Here is a 15298-nt window from a genome sequence, read left to right as displayed (position 1 = left end):
CTCAGCCTCCATACGGTTCGAGAACGAGATCGCGCGTGACGATCACGCGGACCGGGAAGCCCGGCCGGATCGTCAGCGTCGGGGCGATGTTGAGCTGTCGGCGGACGATCTCCTGGCCCGCCTGATTGAAGGTGTCCTGGCCGCCGTTGCGGATAGCGCGCAGAAGGCGGTCATCATCGTCGATGGCGAGCTCGGAGCCGATGCTGAGCAGCGTGGACAGTCCCGCGGCCTTGGCAAGTTCAAACCAGTGGTAATCAACGCCGTCCTGAAGACCCGCAAATCCCTCGGAATCGGCGCCGGGCTGTCGCTCGAGCACGATCGAGCGACCATTCGGAAAGATCAGCCGATTCCATACCAGCAGCACGCGGCTCTGCCCGAACTGCACGTTGTTGTCGTACTGGCCGACAACGCGCGTGCCCTGGGGTACGAGAAGGACTCGGCCGGTTGGGCTGTCATAGATGTTCTCCGTCACCTGGGCGGTGATCTGCCCGGGAAGGTCGGAGCGGATGCCGGTGAGAAGAGCGGCCGAGATCACGGCGCCGGCCTGGAGGACATAGGGGGATGCCGGCGCCACGACGCGATCCGGTGCCACGGTTCGGCGATCGGCGGCGGCGTTGAGGAAGGCGTTCTGCCGATCCTGGGCGGTCGGCGTCGCCGGCGGCGGGGCGAGGCCGAGATTTGTCAGGGTTGGTGGCGGCGAAACAGCGTCCGGCGCCGCTGGAGCGGCTACAGGACCAGCGGATCTCGTCTCTGTCGAGGCAAACAAGCGCGCGGTCCTCGCGGCCTCCAGCTCCTGAAGACGGCGCTGCTCCGCGGGGTTTGGACCAGGATTGGGCGCGGCGACACCGGGCGCAGGCACGGGCTGACCCCGGTTCTGCGCGCCGAGCATCGGACGGCCGAGGTCGCCGGGCAGCGGTGGGCCGAGCTGCGGCACGCCGCTATAGTCGCGCGGCAGGCCGGAAATCCCGTCGGCGGTCGGACGGTTCTCGGTCGAGTAGAGTTCTTCATTCGGTCGGCTGCCGTCCCGGGTTTGCAGCGCGTAGACGAGCGCGCCGCCGATGCCGACGCTCGCGACCAGAGCGAGTCCGGCGAGAACCTTGCGCGAGAGCCGTGTCACGCGCGGCGGCTCGGCGCGCAGGCGCATCGCAGCCGGGCTCGGCGGCTCACCGGTCAGCGGCCGCGCCTCCTCCTCTGGACTTTCCTCGCTGCGGGGATCGGTGTCGCTCACGAGGTCGGCCTCCCGTCGGTCCGGACGATGCGGACGCGCTTCTGCTCGCGGCCGGCACCGAAGCGCAGCTCGGCGGCGGCGAAGAGGCGGTCGACGATCATGTAGTTCGAGCGGACCCGGTAGTTGACGAGTTCGGACGTGTTGCCTTCGGCACCGACGACGAACAGCGGCGGCATCTCACCCTGGCCAATGCCGCGCGGGAATTCGATGAACACCTGCCGTCCGTCATCAAAGGCCCGAAGCGGCCGCCATGGCGCGCGATCGCCTTCGATCGCGTAGCGGAAATTGACGTTGGTCAGATCGACGCCGGTGGCGACGGGACGGGTCGCCTCGGCCTGCGCATTCTGGCGACGCAGCGCTATGAGCTGGTCTTGGGGATATTGCCAGGAAACCGACGCCATGTAGGTGCGCTCGGTCGAGCGTAGCTCCATGTGGTAGGTTCGCAGAGTGGTGTTGATGATGAGGTTCGTCATCAGCTCCGGCCGCGTCGGCTTGACCAGGATATGGACCTGTTGCGTCGCGCCCGAGCCGCTTAGCGTGTCGCCGATAATCCAGCGGACGGTGTCTCCGGCGGCGACCGGGCCGGACCCGACGAGCTGCTCACCGGGCTGAAGCGCGATATCGGTGATCTGCCCGACCGCGGTATACACCTGATAGAGCGCGCCCTGGGTGAACGGATAGACCTGCATCGAATTGATGAAGCCGTCGCGCACGGGCTGCACGCGCGCCGCGGCATTGGCCTGGTTCACCCGTGCAGCCGGATCGGCGGGTTCCGGCGCTTGCCGGGAGCGCTCGACCGGCTTCATCTGGCCGGGAAGCGGAAGCGGCCGGGGTAGCTCCACGACGGTGACGGGCGCCGGCGGATCGACCGTCTGCACGGCGGGGGCGGCATTGTCGTAGGAGATCTCCGGCGGCTTGTGCGTGGTCGCGCATCCAGCGAGCGCCGTCGTGGCGAGCAGAATGACCGGCAGCGTGCCGATCCGTGGATGCGCACATGCTTGGATGCGTGAAGCCGGCATTCCGGCTTTACGGAACGACGGCCTCATTGCCCAAGCTCCCGTGACCAGTTGATGGCGTTGACGTAGATGCCGAGCGGGTTCTTCCGCAGGACATCGGCATTGCGTGGTGTCTGGATCACGATCGTCAGGATCGCGGTCCATCGTTCGGTCGTGGCGAGCTGGCCGTTCTCGTAGCGGCGCTCGACCCAGGCGACGCGAAAGCTGTCGGGAGATGCGCGGATGACGCTGGAGACCTCGACCGCGACCTGCTGGCGTCCGACATTGGTGAACGGGTCGTTGGCGCGTGCATAGTCGTTGAGGGCGGCAGCGCCTCGATCGGTCGTAAAGTCGTAGGCCCGCAGCCAGTTCTGGCGGACGATGATGGCGTCGGCCGGGATTGAACGGACCTCCTCGATAAAGCGCGCCAGATGGAAAGCGATCTGCGGATCGGTCGGGCGATAATCGGCCATGGCCGGCGCCACCGCCTGCGCCTGTCCGAGCCGATCGGTCTGCACCACCCAGGGCACGACCGTTCCCCGGGCGGACTGCCAGACCAGGGCCGCGGCGAAACCGGCCGAGAGGAAGAGCGAGCCGAATGCCATAAGACGCCAGTTTCGCGCCTGGACGCGGGCCGAGCCGATGCGGTCGTCCCAGATCTGGCCGGCGCGCTGGTAGGGCGTCTCGGGCTCGGCTGTTTTGCCGTAGTGGGTGGCGGGTCGTTTGAACATCAGCGGTCGCCTTCGGACAGGTTGACGGAGGAGCCGCCGCCATGGGCATCACCCGAGCGGACGGCATGGGCCGTCGCCTGGACGGCATGGGACATTTGCTGGCGGCGGCGCATGCGCTGCGCCCAGGCGGGTGGGCCTCCGCCGCCTGCCGTAGCAGCCGCATCTTCGGACCCCGGTCCGCCGGCGCTCGGTCCACCGGTCGTGGAGCCGCCCGTGGCTCCAAGAACCGCGCGGCCGCCGGCATTGAAGCTCGAGCGCATGCCTTCAGCGGCGCGGGAGGCGGCGCGACGAAGGGGCGAGATCGCGGCACTCCCGCCGGCCCGGGCGACGCCGCCCAGACCGGCGGCGACGCTAGCAGCGCCCGTCTGCCCCGCGGCCCCGAGGCTGTAGGCGGTCGATGCGCCGCCAGCGAGGGCAGCGCCACCGCGGGCGGCGGCGGCGGCCCCGCCTGCCAGGGAGGCGCCGCCTGTCGCGGCGGCGCCCACGGCGCCGGCTCCGAGCGCGACCATGCCGCCGGCGGCGAGACCCGTGCCGACGGCAGCGCCGGCGCTGAGCTGCGGACCGCCCGAGACGATGCCGGACGCGATGCCGGGCCCGAAGATGCCAAGGCCGAGCAATGAGAGGGCTGCGAGGACGATGGCCATCGCCTCGTCGACCGATGGCGTGGCGCCCCCGAAGCCCGCCGTGAATTCGGAGAACAGGGTCGATCCGATCCCGATGATGACCGCGAGGACGAGGACCTTGATGCCGGACGAGATGAGGTTGCCGAGCACCCGTTCGGCCATGAAGGCGGACTTTCCGAACAGGCCGAAGGGGATCAGCACGAAGCCGGCGAGCGTCGTCAGCTTGAACTCGATCAGGGTGACGAAGAGCTGGATGGCGAGGATGAAGAAGGCGAGCAGCACCAGCGCCCAGGCGAGGAACATGCAGGCGATCTGGATGAAGTTCTCGAAGAAGCTCCAATAGCCCATCAGCCCGGAGATCGAATCGAGCAGCGGCCGTCCCGCATCGAGCCCGGTCTGCGCGACCTTGCCGGGGCGAAGAAGATCGGCCGTGGTGAAGCTGGTGCCGCTCGCCTTCAGGCCGAGACCGGCGAAGCTCTCGAAGATGATCCGGGCGAGGTTGTTCCAGTTGCCGATGATGTAGGCGAAAACGCCGACGAACAGCGTCTTCTTCACCAGTCGGGCGATGATGTCGTCATCGGCGCCCCAGGACCAGAAGAGCGCCGCGAGCGTCACGTCGATCACAATCAGCGTCGTGGCGATGAACGTCACCTCGCCGCCGAGCAGACCGAAGCCGCCGTCGATGTAACGGGTGAAGACCTCGAGGAAATGGTCGATGACGCCGGTGTTCCCCATGCCTATCGCGCCTCGCCCGGCTGCGCGTCGGCAGGCGCTGGCTCAGACGGAGCCGTCGCGTCCGGCAGTCTCCCGGCCGGTCGCGATCCGGGGGCGAGGAAGCGACGACGGTTCTCGGCCCAGGCGCGCAGGCAGGCGGGATCGCGAGGGCCGGCCTCGCCGAGCGCCTGGCAGCGGAACAGTTCCGTGCGCAGCGGATCGTTCGGCGTCGGGACCGGCCGCGTTGTCGCCCAGCTCTCCGCCGTTTCCTCCTTCCGGCTCATCTCGATCGCGGTCGCCGTGATCGCGACCGCGACGAAGACGATCGCACCGATGCGTGCGAGCGATTTCCCGTCCATCGCCGCGTCCTCAGTTGCCGCTGTTCGGGAACATCCGCGCGTTGCCCGGCTGATAGCCGCTGCCAGGCGTAAGAAAGCGGCGACGCTGTTCGCGGCCCTGTTCGGCGGCCGCCGCGCGCTCCGCGACGGCGAGCGCCTGGGCGCGGCCGTTGGCGGAAACGACGGCGGTGAGATCAGCGAGCTGCTGCGCCTGGAGCGCGAGAAGCTGATTTCCTGCCTGCGTCGCCTGAAGCGCTCCGGTGGCGCCTTGGCTTTGGCCGACCAGCGCAGACATCTGAATGCGGTTTGTGTCGATGTTGCCGACGACGCCGGCTTGCACCCGCATGGCGTCTTGCAAGCCGCCCACGGTGTTCTGCCAGCGTTCGCGCGCATCGGCGACGAGTTGCGTGTCGGATGCCGACATCGAGGCATTGCCGTAGGTGGTCCGGAACGCCTGATCGATGTTCTGGACATTGTAGGCGATCCGCTGCGCCTCGCCGAGGAGCTGCTGGGTCCGCTGCACCGACTGCTGGAGCTGCTGGAGCGAGGAATAGGGCAGGCTCGTGAGATTGCGGGCCTGGTTCATCAACATGGTCGCCTCGTTCTGCAGCGAGGTGATCTGGTTGTTGATCTGCTGAAGCGCGCGGGTCGCCGAGAGCAGGTTCTGCGCATAGTTCGTCGGATCGTAGACGACCCACTGCGCCTGGGCCGGCGTGGCGAGGTATGGCGCTGTGGCGAGGGTGGTGGTGAGCAGCGCGGCGGCAAGGCGCACCGCGCGCGTGCGGCGCGAGGTCATGAGGAGGTCTCCAGAGTTTCGAGGTTGGGGATGAGTTGGGCCGCCCAGCCGAGATCGTGGCGATCGAGCCAGGCGGTGAGGAAGCCGTCGCGGCCATGCTCGGCGACCGTACTGGCGATCGCTGCCTGATCGGACTTGGAGGACGCGGCGCAGAGCGCCAGCGCGACGTCCGACAGGCCCAGCTCGAAGAGGCGATTGCCCCGGCGCGACTGGCAATAATAGTCGCGCTTCGGCATCGCCCGGGCGAGGATCTCGATCTGCCGGTCGTTGAGCCCGAACCGTCGGTAGATGGCAGTGATCTGCGGCTCGATGGCGCGCTCGTTGGGGAGCAGGATGCGGGTCTGGCAGCTCTCGATGATAGCGGGCGCGATGGCCGACCCGTCGATGTCGGAAAGCGACTGGGTAGCGAAGATGACCGACGCGTTCTTCTTGCGCAGCGTCTTCAGCCACTCACGGAGCTGGCCGGCGAAGCCCTCGTCGTCGAGCGCGAGCCAGCCCTCGTCGATGATGATGAGTGTGGCGCGGCCGTCGAGGCGATCTTCGATCCGGTGGAAGAGATAGGCGAGCACGGCGGCTGCGGCCCCGGTCCCGATCAGTCCTTCGGTTTCGAAAGCCTGGACGGTGGCCTCGCCGAGATGCTCGGCCTCGGCATCGAGCAGCCGGCCATAGGGTCCGCCGACGCAATAGGGCCGTAGCGCCTGCTTGAGGTCGTTGGACTGGAGCAGCACCGACAGGCCGGTCAGGGTGCGCTCGGCGGGCGGCGCCGAAGCCAGCGATGTCAGCGCCGACCAGATATGCTCCTTGACCTCCGGGGTGATCGCAACGCTCTCGCGGCTGAGGATGGCGGAGATCCAGTCGGCGGCCCAGGCGCGTTCTGCGGCGTCATCGATCCGGGCGAGCGGCTGAAGCGAGACGCTGTCGTCCGCACCCTCGGTCAGCCCGCCGCCGAGATCATGCCAGTCGCCGCCCATGGCGAGCGCCGCGGCGCGGATCGAGCCCCCGAAATCGAAGGCGAAGACCTGGGCGCGATCGTAGCGACGGAATTGCAGCGCCATGAGCGCCAGCAGCACGGACTTGCCGGCCCCGGTCGGACCGACGACGAGGGTGTGGCCGACGTCGCCGACATGGATGGACAGCCGGAATGGGGTCGAGCCTTCGGTCTTGCCGAAGAGCAGCGGCGGCGCTGCGAAATGCCCGTCGCGCTCGGGCCCGGCCCACACCGCCGACAGCGGGATCATATGGGCGAGGTTGAGGGTCGAAAGCGGCGGTTGGCGGACATTGGCATAGACATGCCCCGGCAGGCTCCCGAGCCAGGCGTCGGCGGCGTTGATCGTCTCGGGCATGGCGGTGAAGTCGCGGCCCTGGATGACCTTCTCGACGAGGCGCAGCTTCTCGGCGGCGATGCGCGGATCGGCGTCCCAGACGGTGATCGTCGCGGTGACGTAGGCCTGGCCGGCATAGTCGGCGCCGAGCTCCTGCAGCGCGAGATCCGCGTCCGCCGCCTTGTTCGCGGCGTCGGTGTCGACCAGCACCGACGCCTCGTTGGTCATCACCTCCTTCAGGATGGCGGCAATCGATTTGCGCTTGGCGAACCACTGCCGACGGATCTTGGTCAGCAGCTTGGTCGCGTCGGTCTTGTCGAGCAGCACGGCGCGGGTCGACCAGCGATACGGGAAGGCGAGCCGGTTGAGTTCGTCGAGGATGCCGGGTGTCGTCGCGGTCGGAAATCCGACGATGGTGAGGATGCGCAGATGCGTGTCGGCCAGGCGCGGTTCGAGCCCGCCGGTGAGCGGCTGATCGGCGACGAGAGCGTCGAGATACATCGGCGTCTCGGGCACGCGGACGCGGTGCCGCGTCGTCGAGACCGTGGAGTGCAGATAGGTCAGCGTCTCAGCGTCATCGAGCCAGGCGCATTCCGGCATGAAGGCGTCGACGAGCTGGAGGATGCGGTCCGTGCGGTCGATAAAGCCGCGCAGCACCTCATGGGCATCGACGCCGCCGCGCTCGCGGCCCTCATAGAGCCAGCTTTCGGCGCGGGCGGCGTCTTCCGCCGGCGGCAGATAGAGGAAGGTCAGGAAATAGCTGGACTCGAAATGCGCGCCGGCCTCCTCGAAGTCGGCCTTGCGCTCGGCGTCGACCAAGGCCGATGCCGGGTCGGGAAAGCGGCTTGTCGGATAGGTCGCGGCCTCATGGCGCTGCGCCTCGACGAAGATCGCCCAGCCCGAGCCGAGGCGGCGGAAGGCGTTGTTGAGGCGGCCGGCGACCGCGACAAGTTCGGCCGGCACGGCGCTGTCGAGGTCCGGACCGCGGAAGCGGGCGGTCCGCTGGAAGCTGCCGTCCTTGTTCAGGATCACGCCCTCGCCGGCGAGCGCGACCCAGGGCAGGAAGTCGGCGAGCCGGGTGTTGCGATTGCGATATTCCGCAAGGTTCATCATGGCGACGCCCTCAGACCGTCAGATAGGCCGGGATGCGCAGATGCCGGCGTCCGACGTCGACGAATTGCGGATCGCGCTTGGCGGCCCAGACCGCGGCGAAATGACCGATCGCCCAGAGCGCCAGGCCAACCAGCCAGAGGCGCAGACCCAATCCAAGCGCGGCGGCGAGCGTGCCGTTGAGGATGGCGATGGATCGGGGCGCGCCGCCGAGCAGGATGTGCTCGGTCAGCGCGCGATGCACCGGCACTGAGAAGCCTGGGATTTCGCCGACGTAATCCGCGCCGCCTGCCATCAGACGAGCGCTCCGCCGCCGAACGAGAAGAAGGACAGGAAGAAGCTCGACGCCGCGAACGCGATCGACAGGCCGAAAACGATCTGGATGAGCCGCCGGAAGCCGCCGGACGTGTCGCCGAAGGCCAGGGTCAGGCCGGTGATGATGATGATGATCACGGCGACGATCTTGGCGACCGGCCCCTCGATCGACTCGAGGATCGACTGAAGCGGCGCTTCCCACGGCATCGAGGAGCCGGAGGCGTGGGCCGCCGGTGCGAGCGCCAGACTGAGAAAGGTGACGGAAACGGCCGTCGCGATATGGCGGCGGATTCGAAGCGCGTGCTGGATCACGGGATCTCTCCTTCGGGGGGCTGGGTTGCGGGGGTGACGCGGTAATCGCCGTCAGGGCCGAGCCCCTCGATGCGGGCGAGTTCGGCGAGCCGGCGCGAGGCGCCGCGGCCGGAGAGGATGGCAACAAGGTCGATGGTCTCCGCGATGAGCGCCCGCGGCACCGTGACGACGGCTTCCTGGATGAGCTGCTCAAGCCGGCGCAGCGCGCCGATCGCTGTGCCGGCGTGGATCGTGCCGATCCCGCCCGGGTGCCCCGTTCCCCACGCTTTGAGCAGGTCCAGCGCCTCGCTTCCGCGTACCTCGCCGATCGGGATGCGGTCGGGCCGCAGGCGGAGCGATGAGCGCACCAGTTCGGACAGCGTGATCACGCCATCCTTCGTCCGCATGGCGACGAGGTTGGGCGCCATGCATTGGAGTTCGCGCGTGTCTTCAATGACAATGACGCGGTCGGAGGTCTTGGCGATCTCCGCCAGGAGCGCATTGGTGAGCGTCGTCTTGCCGGTGGATGTGCCCCCGGCCACGAGAATATTGCGCCGCTCGGCGACGGCGGCGCGGAGCAGCGCGGCCTGTCCGGCACGCATGATGCCGGCGGCGACATAATCCTCGAGCGTGAAGACGGCGACGGCCGGTTTGCGGATGGCGAAGGCAGGCGCGGCCACGACGGGAGGGAGCAAGCCTTCAAACCGCTCTCCCGTTTCCGGAAGCTCGGCCGAGACACGCGGAGCGCCGGCATGGACCTCGGCGCCGACATGGTGCGCCACCAAGCGGATGATCCGCTCGCCGTCTGCGGGAGAAAGGCGCTCGTCGGTTTCCGAGAGGCCGTCGGAAAGGCGGTCGATCCAGAGCCGCCCGTCAGGGTTGAGCATCACCTCGACGATCGTGGGGTCTTCCAGAAACCCGGCGATCGCAGGTCCGAGCGCGGTGCGCAGCATGCGCGCGCCGCGGAGGACTGCTTCGGATCTCTGCTGGGGGTTTGCCACGTCGTCCCCGTTCTCTTGCGGGCGCGCCCACGCGCGGCCCTGGATCGGGGACGAGTAGAAGAGGCAGAAATCAGGGCCTGACAACAACCGAAATGTGGTCGTCGTACTGTGGCGTACAAAGACAGGGAAACGGCGGAACGCCGCTATACTTCAAGGCAATGGCAGCATGACTATCTCGCGCGCGCACGATGCTGCGGCGCGATCGCGCGGAAGCGCCGAGTCGACTTGCCGCATCGTCACCGCGCGGGCGGTGCGGTCGTCAATCAGCCTCGCCGGTGTGATTGAGATCCTCCGAGATCTCCTGCCTGAGCTTCGGACCGTTCGCGAGCCTGCGGCCCAGGGTGTTGATGAAGGCCTCGTAGCGCTCGGCGGACTTGGCGCGTGCCGCCTGGGCCGCATGCTCCGGCAGGGCGGGCGTCGTGTTGAACCAGAAGCGCACGAAGATCGCGAGGGTCTCGACCGCGATGCCGACGTCCCGCTCGACGCGCGTCAGGCGTCGGTCAAGCTGATCCAGTCGCTTCGTGATCGCCGCTTCCTGGCGCTCTGCGGCGTCGGGCGAAAGGAACGACGCAATGCCGGCCTCGGCGACAAGGGATAGCGAGTGGCCGCGCCGCGCCGCATGCGCCGATAGCGCCTTCATGACCTCCGGTTCGAGATAGACGGAAAGCCGCTGCTTCTTCGGAGGCTTCGCCATGATCGCCTCCTACAGCTCGATGCCATCGCCGGGGTCGAGGGAAGCCTGTCGCGCGACCTGGCGCATCGTGTCCCTCAGCCGGCTATTGCGGGCAGCGTCTTCGTCAGCATCCTCAATCGGTTCGAACTCGAACTCGTTTTCGATCGGAACCGTCTTCTCGACCGGCTTCAGGCGGCGTAGTTCAGGCTGGCGTCGGCGCTCGGACTCGGTCGTGTCTTCCTCGTCCTCGGTCGAAGGCGCATCGGCCGCGGCTCTGGCGAGCGCGCCGCCGATCTCGGGAACTGGCGGAAGGTCGAGACCGCTCCAGTCGTTCGCCGGCGGCTTGCCAGGTTTGCTCAGTGGGGGCGGCGGCAGGATCCGCTCCTGGTATCGGCGGTCCTCGTAGTAGCGCGCCTTCTTGGCCCGGATCGGCGGCGTCCCCGCGACCATGACGATCTCGTCGGCTGGCGGGAGCTGCATGACTTCGCCGGGGGTCAGCAGTGGCCGCGCCGTCTCCGAGCGCGAGACCATCATGTGGCCGAGCCAAGGAGATAGCCGATGGCCGGCATAGTTCTTCATCGCCCTCATCTCGGTCGCGGTGCCGAGGGCGTCGGAGACCCGCTTGGCCGTCCGTTCGTCGTTGGTCGCGAAGCTGACGCGGACGTGGCAGTTGTCGAGGATGGAGTTGTTTGGCCCGTAGGCCTTCTCGATTTGGTTCAGCGACTGCGCGATCAGGAATGCCTTGATCCCGTACCCGGCCATGAACGCGAGCGCGCTTTCGAAGAAGTCGAGGCGCCGAAGCGCGGCGAACTCGTCGAGCATCATCAGCACCCGGGGGCGCCTGGGATTGGCGTGAAGGTCCTCGGTCAAGCGTCGTCCGATCTGATTGAGGATCAGGCGGATCAACGGCGTGGTCCGGCTGATGTCGGACGGGGGCACGACGAGGTAGAGGGTCGTCGGATTGCCCTCCGCCACAAGGTCGGCGATGCGCCAATCGGACCGGCCGGTCACCTGCGCCACCACGGGATCGCGATAGAGGCCGAGGAACGACATGGCGGTCGAGAGCACGCCCGATCGCTCGTTGTCCGACTTGTTGAGCAGCTCGCGTGCGGCGCTGGCGATGACGGGGTGCGGGCCGGCCTCGCCCAGATGAGCGGTCTTCATCATCGCCGCGAGTGTCGACTCGATCGGGCGTCTGGGATCGGATAGGAAGGCAGCGACGCCGGCGAGGGTCTTGTCCTTTTCGGCGTAGAGGACATGGAGGATGGCGCCGACCAACAGGGCGTGGCTGGTCTTTTCCCAGTGGTTTCGCTTCTCGAGCGATCCTTCCGGGTCGACCAGGATGTCGGCGATATTCTGGACGTCGCGGACCTCCCATTCGCCCCTGCGGACCTCGAGCAGCGGATTGTAGGCGGCGGACTTCGGGTTGGTCGGGTCGAAGAGCAGCACGCGGCCGTGCCGGGCCCGGAAGCCGGCCGTCAACGTCCAGTTTTCCCCTTTGATGTCGTGAACGATCGCCGAGCCCGGCCAGGTGAGCAGCGAGGGCACGACCAGCCCTACGCCCTTGCCGGATCGGGTCGGAGCGAAGCACAGCACATGCTCGGGCCCATCATGACGGAGATAGTCGCGATCGAGCTTTCCGAGCACCACGCCGTCGGCGCCGAGCAGCCCTGCGGCCTTCACCTCGTCGGGCCTGGCCCAGCGCGCCGACCCGTAGGTCTCGACGTTCTTCGCCTCGCGGGCGCGCCACACGGACATCCCGATCGCGACGGCGATCGAGATGAATCCGCCCGAGGCGGCGATATAGGCGCCCTCGACGAAGATCGGCGGCGCGTAGGCGTCATAGAAATACCACCACCAGAAGAAGGCCGGGGGATAGTAGACCGGCCAGCCGGCGACCTCGAACCACGGATGGCCGAGCTGCGGTTGAAAGCCGAGCCGGTAGGCCGTCCACTGCGTGGCCGTCCAAGTCGTGAAGAGCACGATCATGAACACGGTGAGTATCTGGCCCCAGAGGATTTTCGTCGCGGACATGGCGGCGTTCCCTTCTTGATCTGCGCTAGAGGCCGAGGCCCCGCTTGCGCCCGAAGCTCCAGTCGACGCCGCCGTCATTGCGGGCGACGCCGGAGACATGCTGCCCGAGCTGGCGGTCGAGGGACGGCGTCCAGGGCACGAGTTGAAAGCCGAGGCCATCGTCGATCATGGCGAAGCGGCCCGATGCGAGCGTGAGCCGCTGCCGATAGGTGCCGGCGACGTATTCGCCGCTCCCAGCCTTGGCGAATGTCCGGCCGGTCTCCGCGGCGAGCTTGTCCGCCAGCGCGTCAAGCTCGCGTCGGCGCAGCGTCTCGATGAGATTGCGCGAGAAGATGACGCTCTGGCCGTGCCGTTCGGCGAGCCGCTGGTCGATCAGATGCTCAGCGCGCCGATCCATGGCGTCGCGAACTTCGACGCCGAAGCCGCCGCCTCCCAAGGCGGCCGGCTCGCGCGCGATCGCCTGCCGGTCAAGCCAGGTGGCGCCCGTGGCGGTGACTTGCCGGGAGATGTCGAGATCGGAGCGGACGGCGAGCGCGACGCGGCGTTGACCGCGTGCATCGTCGAAGCGGCGTAGCTCAACGATCGATCCCGGCGCGCTGTCGCCGGCGGCGTCGAGGTCGGGCAGCTTCATGTGATGGGTTCGGCCGTCGACGCCGTCAACAACAGCAAAGGCCGTCCCCTTCAATTCGTTGTCGAGGCCGCGCGCGACCAGCCGGCCGACGATTGGATCGTCGATGTTCTCCGCGGCAAGCACGTAACTTGCCGCGCCACGGTCGATGCCGCGCTCGGTCAGCCCGCGATGGATGCGCTTGATGATGTCGCCGCGCTCGCCGAGCTCGCGCAGCGTCGTCTCCGCCCGCTCGGCGATGACCCATTGGCCTGGGCCAATCTCGTTGGCGAGGCCGAGCGTTTCGAGCTTGCGCAGGCGGCCGACCTTCAGCGCGTGAAACTCGTCGGGTTGTCGATCCGGGCGCGGCGCGAGATCGACGACGCCGGTCCGGTAGCCATCACGGGCGAGCTGCCGATCGAGGCTGGTCCAGCGCTCGGCTTCGATCTGGCGCTCGAGGCTACGGCGGATGTCGTGATCGGTGCGCGGGCCCAGCTCTTGGGTGATGAGATCACGGGCGCGATCGCGCATGCCCTCCCTGATGTAGTCGCGGGAGATGACGAGGTTCTCGCTGTCGTCGCGCACGCCGCGCACGATCAGATGGACGTGGGGATGCTCGGTGTTCCAATGGTCGACGGCCGTCCAGTCGAGCTTGGTGCCGAGATCCTTCTCCATCTGGCCGACGAGACCGCGGGTGAAGGAGCGCAGGTCCGACATCTCCAGCGCGTCGTCCGGCGAGACGATGAACCGAAAATGGTGGCGATCATCTTCGCAGCGCTCGGCAAATTCCTTCGGGTCGAGGTCATCGCCGCCCGGGCCGAACAGCCGGGCCTTCTCCCCATCCCGGGTAACGCCCTCGCGGCGCAGATAGCCGAGATGGGTCGCGAGCGGGGCGGAGCGGCCGCCGCTGCGGACGACACGCGCCTTGATGACCGCCCCGCGCGAGCGGGCGGTGAGGAAGCGATTGGCTTGCACCGCGGCGCGCTGACCGCGCCCGAAGCGCGAGCGGTTGCCGGGGCCGATCTTGCCTTTCCGAGAGACCGAGCCGCCCGCCTTCTGGGCAGCGGCGAGCGCCTGCGCGATGAAAGGCCGGGCCTGCTGCGCCTTGGTCGAGCGGATGCGGCCGGGCCGGATGCGGAAGTCGTCCTCGACGCTCATGGTCGAAGCCCCGCACATCGCGCAACGGCGCGGAAATCCTTGATGAAATGCGCGTCGCGCACCTTGCGCCGATCAGGCGCACATCGCGCAAACGCGCCATAACCCCTTGAAAAACCACAACCGCCCAAGGCCGCACATCGCGGCCCTTTATCCTGCCATCGTGCGGTTGTGGTGCCTGTGCTTCCCTCCGCTCCCGCCAATCCTATCCCGGAGCCCGACAACGCCGCCTGGAGTGCCACCGTGCTCATCGCGGCCCCGCACTGGCGGTTTGGACGACGAAGAGGCCGCCGGTTTGCGGATCGGCGGGCGCAAAATCCCGTTCTCGACGCTGCGATGATGCTGCAGCCGGATCGCCGTCATCGTGCCGAACCTCTGCGCGCGGCGGCGCCTCGGCCTGTGCGATGAACAGCGGCGCGCGTGTCCAGGCCAGCGGATCGGCGACTGCGACGATGACAGGGGATGGCAGGCCGGCCCCATCGATGACCGGCACAAGCATGGCGAGGTAGGCGCGCGTTTCCGCCGGCAGGGTGCGGCCGCGATCGCGATAGTCCTCATAGCGGCCGGGACCGGCGTTATAGGCCGCCAGGAAGCCCGGCGAGCCGTAGCGGTCGTGCATCTCGCGCAGATAGGCGGCGCCCGCCAGAATGTTGTCGCGCGGATCGTAGGGGTCCGGTCCAAGCGCATAGCGGGTGCGCATTTCCGTCCAGGTGGCCGGCATGACTTGCATGAGGCCGATTGCACCCTTGGGGGAGATGGCGCGCGCGTCGCCGCGGCTTTCGACGCGCATGACGGCGCGAATCCAGAGCTCCGGGATAGCGAACCGGCGGGCGGCTTCGGTGACGAAGCCGGCATGAGGGTCGGCCGCGTCGATGCGCGCCGGGGGCATAGTCTGCGCGCTGGCAGGCAACGCCGGAAGCGCTGCGGCGGGCAGGCCGGGAAGGAAAAGGAGGGCCGTCAGCCGGACGGCGGCGGACCGCCCGGCGACAGCGTGATAGCGGCGGGACGGCACCGCTCAGTCCCGCTCGCCGCGCTTCGGCGGCCGGTTCCAGTGCAGGCCCCAGGCGGACTTGTCGTCGGCCGACTGGAAGAGGTTCGCACGGATCGGATGTCCGAAGGTGGGATCGTCGAGGTGAAGCGAGACGTAGTCACCGGCCTTCTCTCCGGTGCGCTTCCAGCCCGCGCCGATCTCGGCGCCGGTTTCGTTGTTCATGCCGTCGAAGACATGGACGCGGTAATCCGGCGCGTTGTCGGCGTCGGACGGTTCGGCGGGAACGATGATGATGTCCTGATGCAGCGCGAGCGTCTGCAAATTGCCGATGAAGCCGGAACCGTCGCGCGTGAATTGACCGATCAGGGACATGA

Annotated in this window: 15 protein-coding genes; all 15 read right to left on the bottom strand. The window is 68.0% G+C overall.

Features of this window, described 5'->3' with window-relative positions; translation table 11 throughout:
- Position 1: 1 nt before the first annotated feature.
- Complete coding sequence (locus Sj15T_RS16050) at positions 2-1228, bottom strand: TrbI/VirB10 family protein (protein ID WP_013041706.1); 1227 nt, start codon at positions 1226-1228, stop codon at positions 2-4.
- Positions 1225-2274, bottom strand: a complete 1050-nt coding sequence (trbG, locus tag Sj15T_RS16045; RefSeq protein WP_013041707.1) for a P-type conjugative transfer protein TrbG — start codon at positions 2272-2274, stop codon at positions 1225-1227. The genes Sj15T_RS16050 and trbG overlap by 4 nt, the downstream gene beginning before the upstream one ends.
- Positions 2271-2954 (bottom strand): conjugal transfer protein TrbF, encoded by a 684-nt coding sequence (trbF, locus tag Sj15T_RS16040; protein ID WP_013041708.1) that lies wholly within the window; start codon positions 2952-2954, stop codon positions 2271-2273. Before trbF ends, trbG begins: the two co-directional genes overlap by 4 nt.
- Positions 2954-4312, bottom strand: a complete 1359-nt coding sequence (gene trbL, locus Sj15T_RS16035; protein WP_013041709.1) for a P-type conjugative transfer protein TrbL — start codon at positions 4310-4312, stop codon at positions 2954-2956. The genes trbF and trbL overlap by 1 nt, the downstream gene beginning before the upstream one ends.
- Positions 4313-4314: 2 nt before the next feature.
- On the bottom strand, positions 4315-4650 hold the full coding sequence (gene trbK-alt / locus Sj15T_RS16030) for a putative entry exclusion protein TrbK-alt (protein WP_013041710.1): 336 nt from the start codon (positions 4648-4650) through the stop codon (positions 4315-4317).
- A gap of 10 nt (positions 4651-4660) precedes the next feature.
- Positions 4661-5425: a P-type conjugative transfer protein TrbJ gene (gene trbJ / locus Sj15T_RS16025; RefSeq protein ID WP_013041711.1), complete on the bottom strand. Its 765-nt coding sequence runs from the start codon at positions 5423-5425 to the stop codon at positions 4661-4663.
- On the bottom strand, positions 5422-7860 hold the full coding sequence (gene trbE, locus Sj15T_RS16020; protein WP_013041712.1) for a conjugal transfer protein TrbE: 2439 nt from the start codon (positions 7858-7860) through the stop codon (positions 5422-5424). Before trbE ends, trbJ begins: the two co-directional genes overlap by 4 nt.
- A 10-nt stretch (positions 7861-7870) precedes the next feature.
- Positions 7871-8152: a VirB3 family type IV secretion system protein gene (locus Sj15T_RS16015; protein ID WP_013041713.1), complete on the bottom strand. Its 282-nt coding sequence runs from the start codon at positions 8150-8152 to the stop codon at positions 7871-7873.
- Positions 8152-8484: a TrbC/VirB2 family protein gene (locus Sj15T_RS16010; protein WP_013041714.1), complete on the bottom strand. Its 333-nt coding sequence runs from the start codon at positions 8482-8484 to the stop codon at positions 8152-8154. The genes Sj15T_RS16015 and Sj15T_RS16010 overlap by 1 nt, the downstream gene beginning before the upstream one ends.
- The gene (gene trbB / locus Sj15T_RS16005) at positions 8481-9416 is read right to left on the bottom strand and encodes a P-type conjugative transfer ATPase TrbB (protein WP_021223121.1); all 936 of its coding nucleotides are present in this window, start codon (positions 9414-9416) and stop codon (positions 8481-8483) included. The genes Sj15T_RS16010 and trbB overlap by 4 nt, the downstream gene beginning before the upstream one ends.
- 307 nt (positions 9417-9723) lie before the next feature.
- Positions 9724-10158 (bottom strand): hypothetical protein, encoded by a 435-nt coding sequence (locus tag Sj15T_RS16000; protein WP_013041716.1) that lies wholly within the window; start codon positions 10156-10158, stop codon positions 9724-9726.
- Positions 10159-10167: 9 nt separating this feature from the next.
- Positions 10168-12171: a conjugal transfer protein TraG gene (locus tag Sj15T_RS15995; protein WP_013041717.1), complete on the bottom strand. Its 2004-nt coding sequence runs from the start codon at positions 12169-12171 to the stop codon at positions 10168-10170.
- 25 nt (positions 12172-12196) lie between these two features.
- Positions 12197-13936: a VirD2 family relaxase/mobilization nuclease gene (locus Sj15T_RS15990; protein ID WP_013041718.1), complete on the bottom strand. Its 1740-nt coding sequence runs from the start codon at positions 13934-13936 to the stop codon at positions 12197-12199.
- 244 nt (positions 13937-14180) lie between these two features.
- Entirely contained in the window at positions 14181-14945 is a 765-nt protein-coding gene (locus tag Sj15T_RS15985; protein ID WP_013041719.1) for a lytic transglycosylase domain-containing protein, read from the bottom strand.
- Positions 14946-14948: 3 nt separating this feature from the next.
- Positions 14949-15296: a DUF736 domain-containing protein gene (locus Sj15T_RS15980; protein WP_013041720.1), complete on the bottom strand. Its 348-nt coding sequence runs from the start codon at positions 15294-15296 to the stop codon at positions 14949-14951.
- Positions 15297-15298 lie beyond the last annotated feature (2 nt).

Source organism: Sphingobium sp. TA15, from assembly GCF_037101235.1.
GTDB classification, from domain to species: Bacteria; Pseudomonadota; Alphaproteobacteria; order Sphingomonadales; family Sphingomonadaceae; genus Sphingobium; species Sphingobium indicum.
Note: the sequence above shows the minus strand (reverse complement) of the source record. Positions and strands in the feature narration are given on the sequence as shown.

Coding starts and splice junctions, on each gene's coding strand:
- trbG (WP_013041707.1), bottom strand. CDS start 2,274: ATGAGGCCGTCGTTCCGTAAAGCCGGAATGCCGGCTTCACGCATCCAA.
- trbF (WP_013041708.1), bottom strand. CDS start 2,954: ATGTTCAAACGACCCGCCACCCACTACGGCAAAACAGCCGAGCCCGAG.
- trbL (WP_013041709.1), bottom strand. CDS start 4,312: ATGGGGAACACCGGCGTCATCGACCATTTCCTCGAGGTCTTCACCCGT.
- trbK-alt (WP_013041710.1), bottom strand. CDS start 4,650: ATGGACGGGAAATCGCTCGCACGCATCGGTGCGATCGTCTTCGTCGCG.
- trbJ (WP_013041711.1), bottom strand. CDS start 5,425: ATGACCTCGCGCCGCACGCGCGCGGTGCGCCTTGCCGCCGCGCTGCTC.
- trbE (WP_013041712.1), bottom strand. CDS start 7,860: ATGATGAACCTTGCGGAATATCGCAATCGCAACACCCGGCTCGCCGAC.
- Sj15T_RS16015 (WP_013041713.1), bottom strand. CDS start 8,152: ATGGCAGGCGGCGCGGATTACGTCGGCGAAATCCCAGGCTTCTCAGTG.
- trbB (WP_021223121.1), bottom strand. CDS start 9,416: ATGCTGCGCACCGCGCTCGGACCTGCGATCGCCGGGTTTCTGGAAGAC.
- Sj15T_RS16000 (WP_013041716.1), bottom strand. CDS start 10,158: ATGGCGAAGCCTCCGAAGAAGCAGCGGCTTTCCGTCTATCTCGAACCG.
- Sj15T_RS15995 (WP_013041717.1), bottom strand. CDS start 12,171: ATGTCCGCGACGAAAATCCTCTGGGGCCAGATACTCACCGTGTTCATG.
- Sj15T_RS15990 (WP_013041718.1), bottom strand. CDS start 13,936: ATGAGCGTCGAGGACGACTTCCGCATCCGGCCCGGCCGCATCCGCTCG.
- Sj15T_RS15980 (WP_013041720.1), bottom strand. CDS start 15,296: ATGTCCCTGATCGGTCAATTCACGCGCGACGGTTCCGGCTTCATCGGC.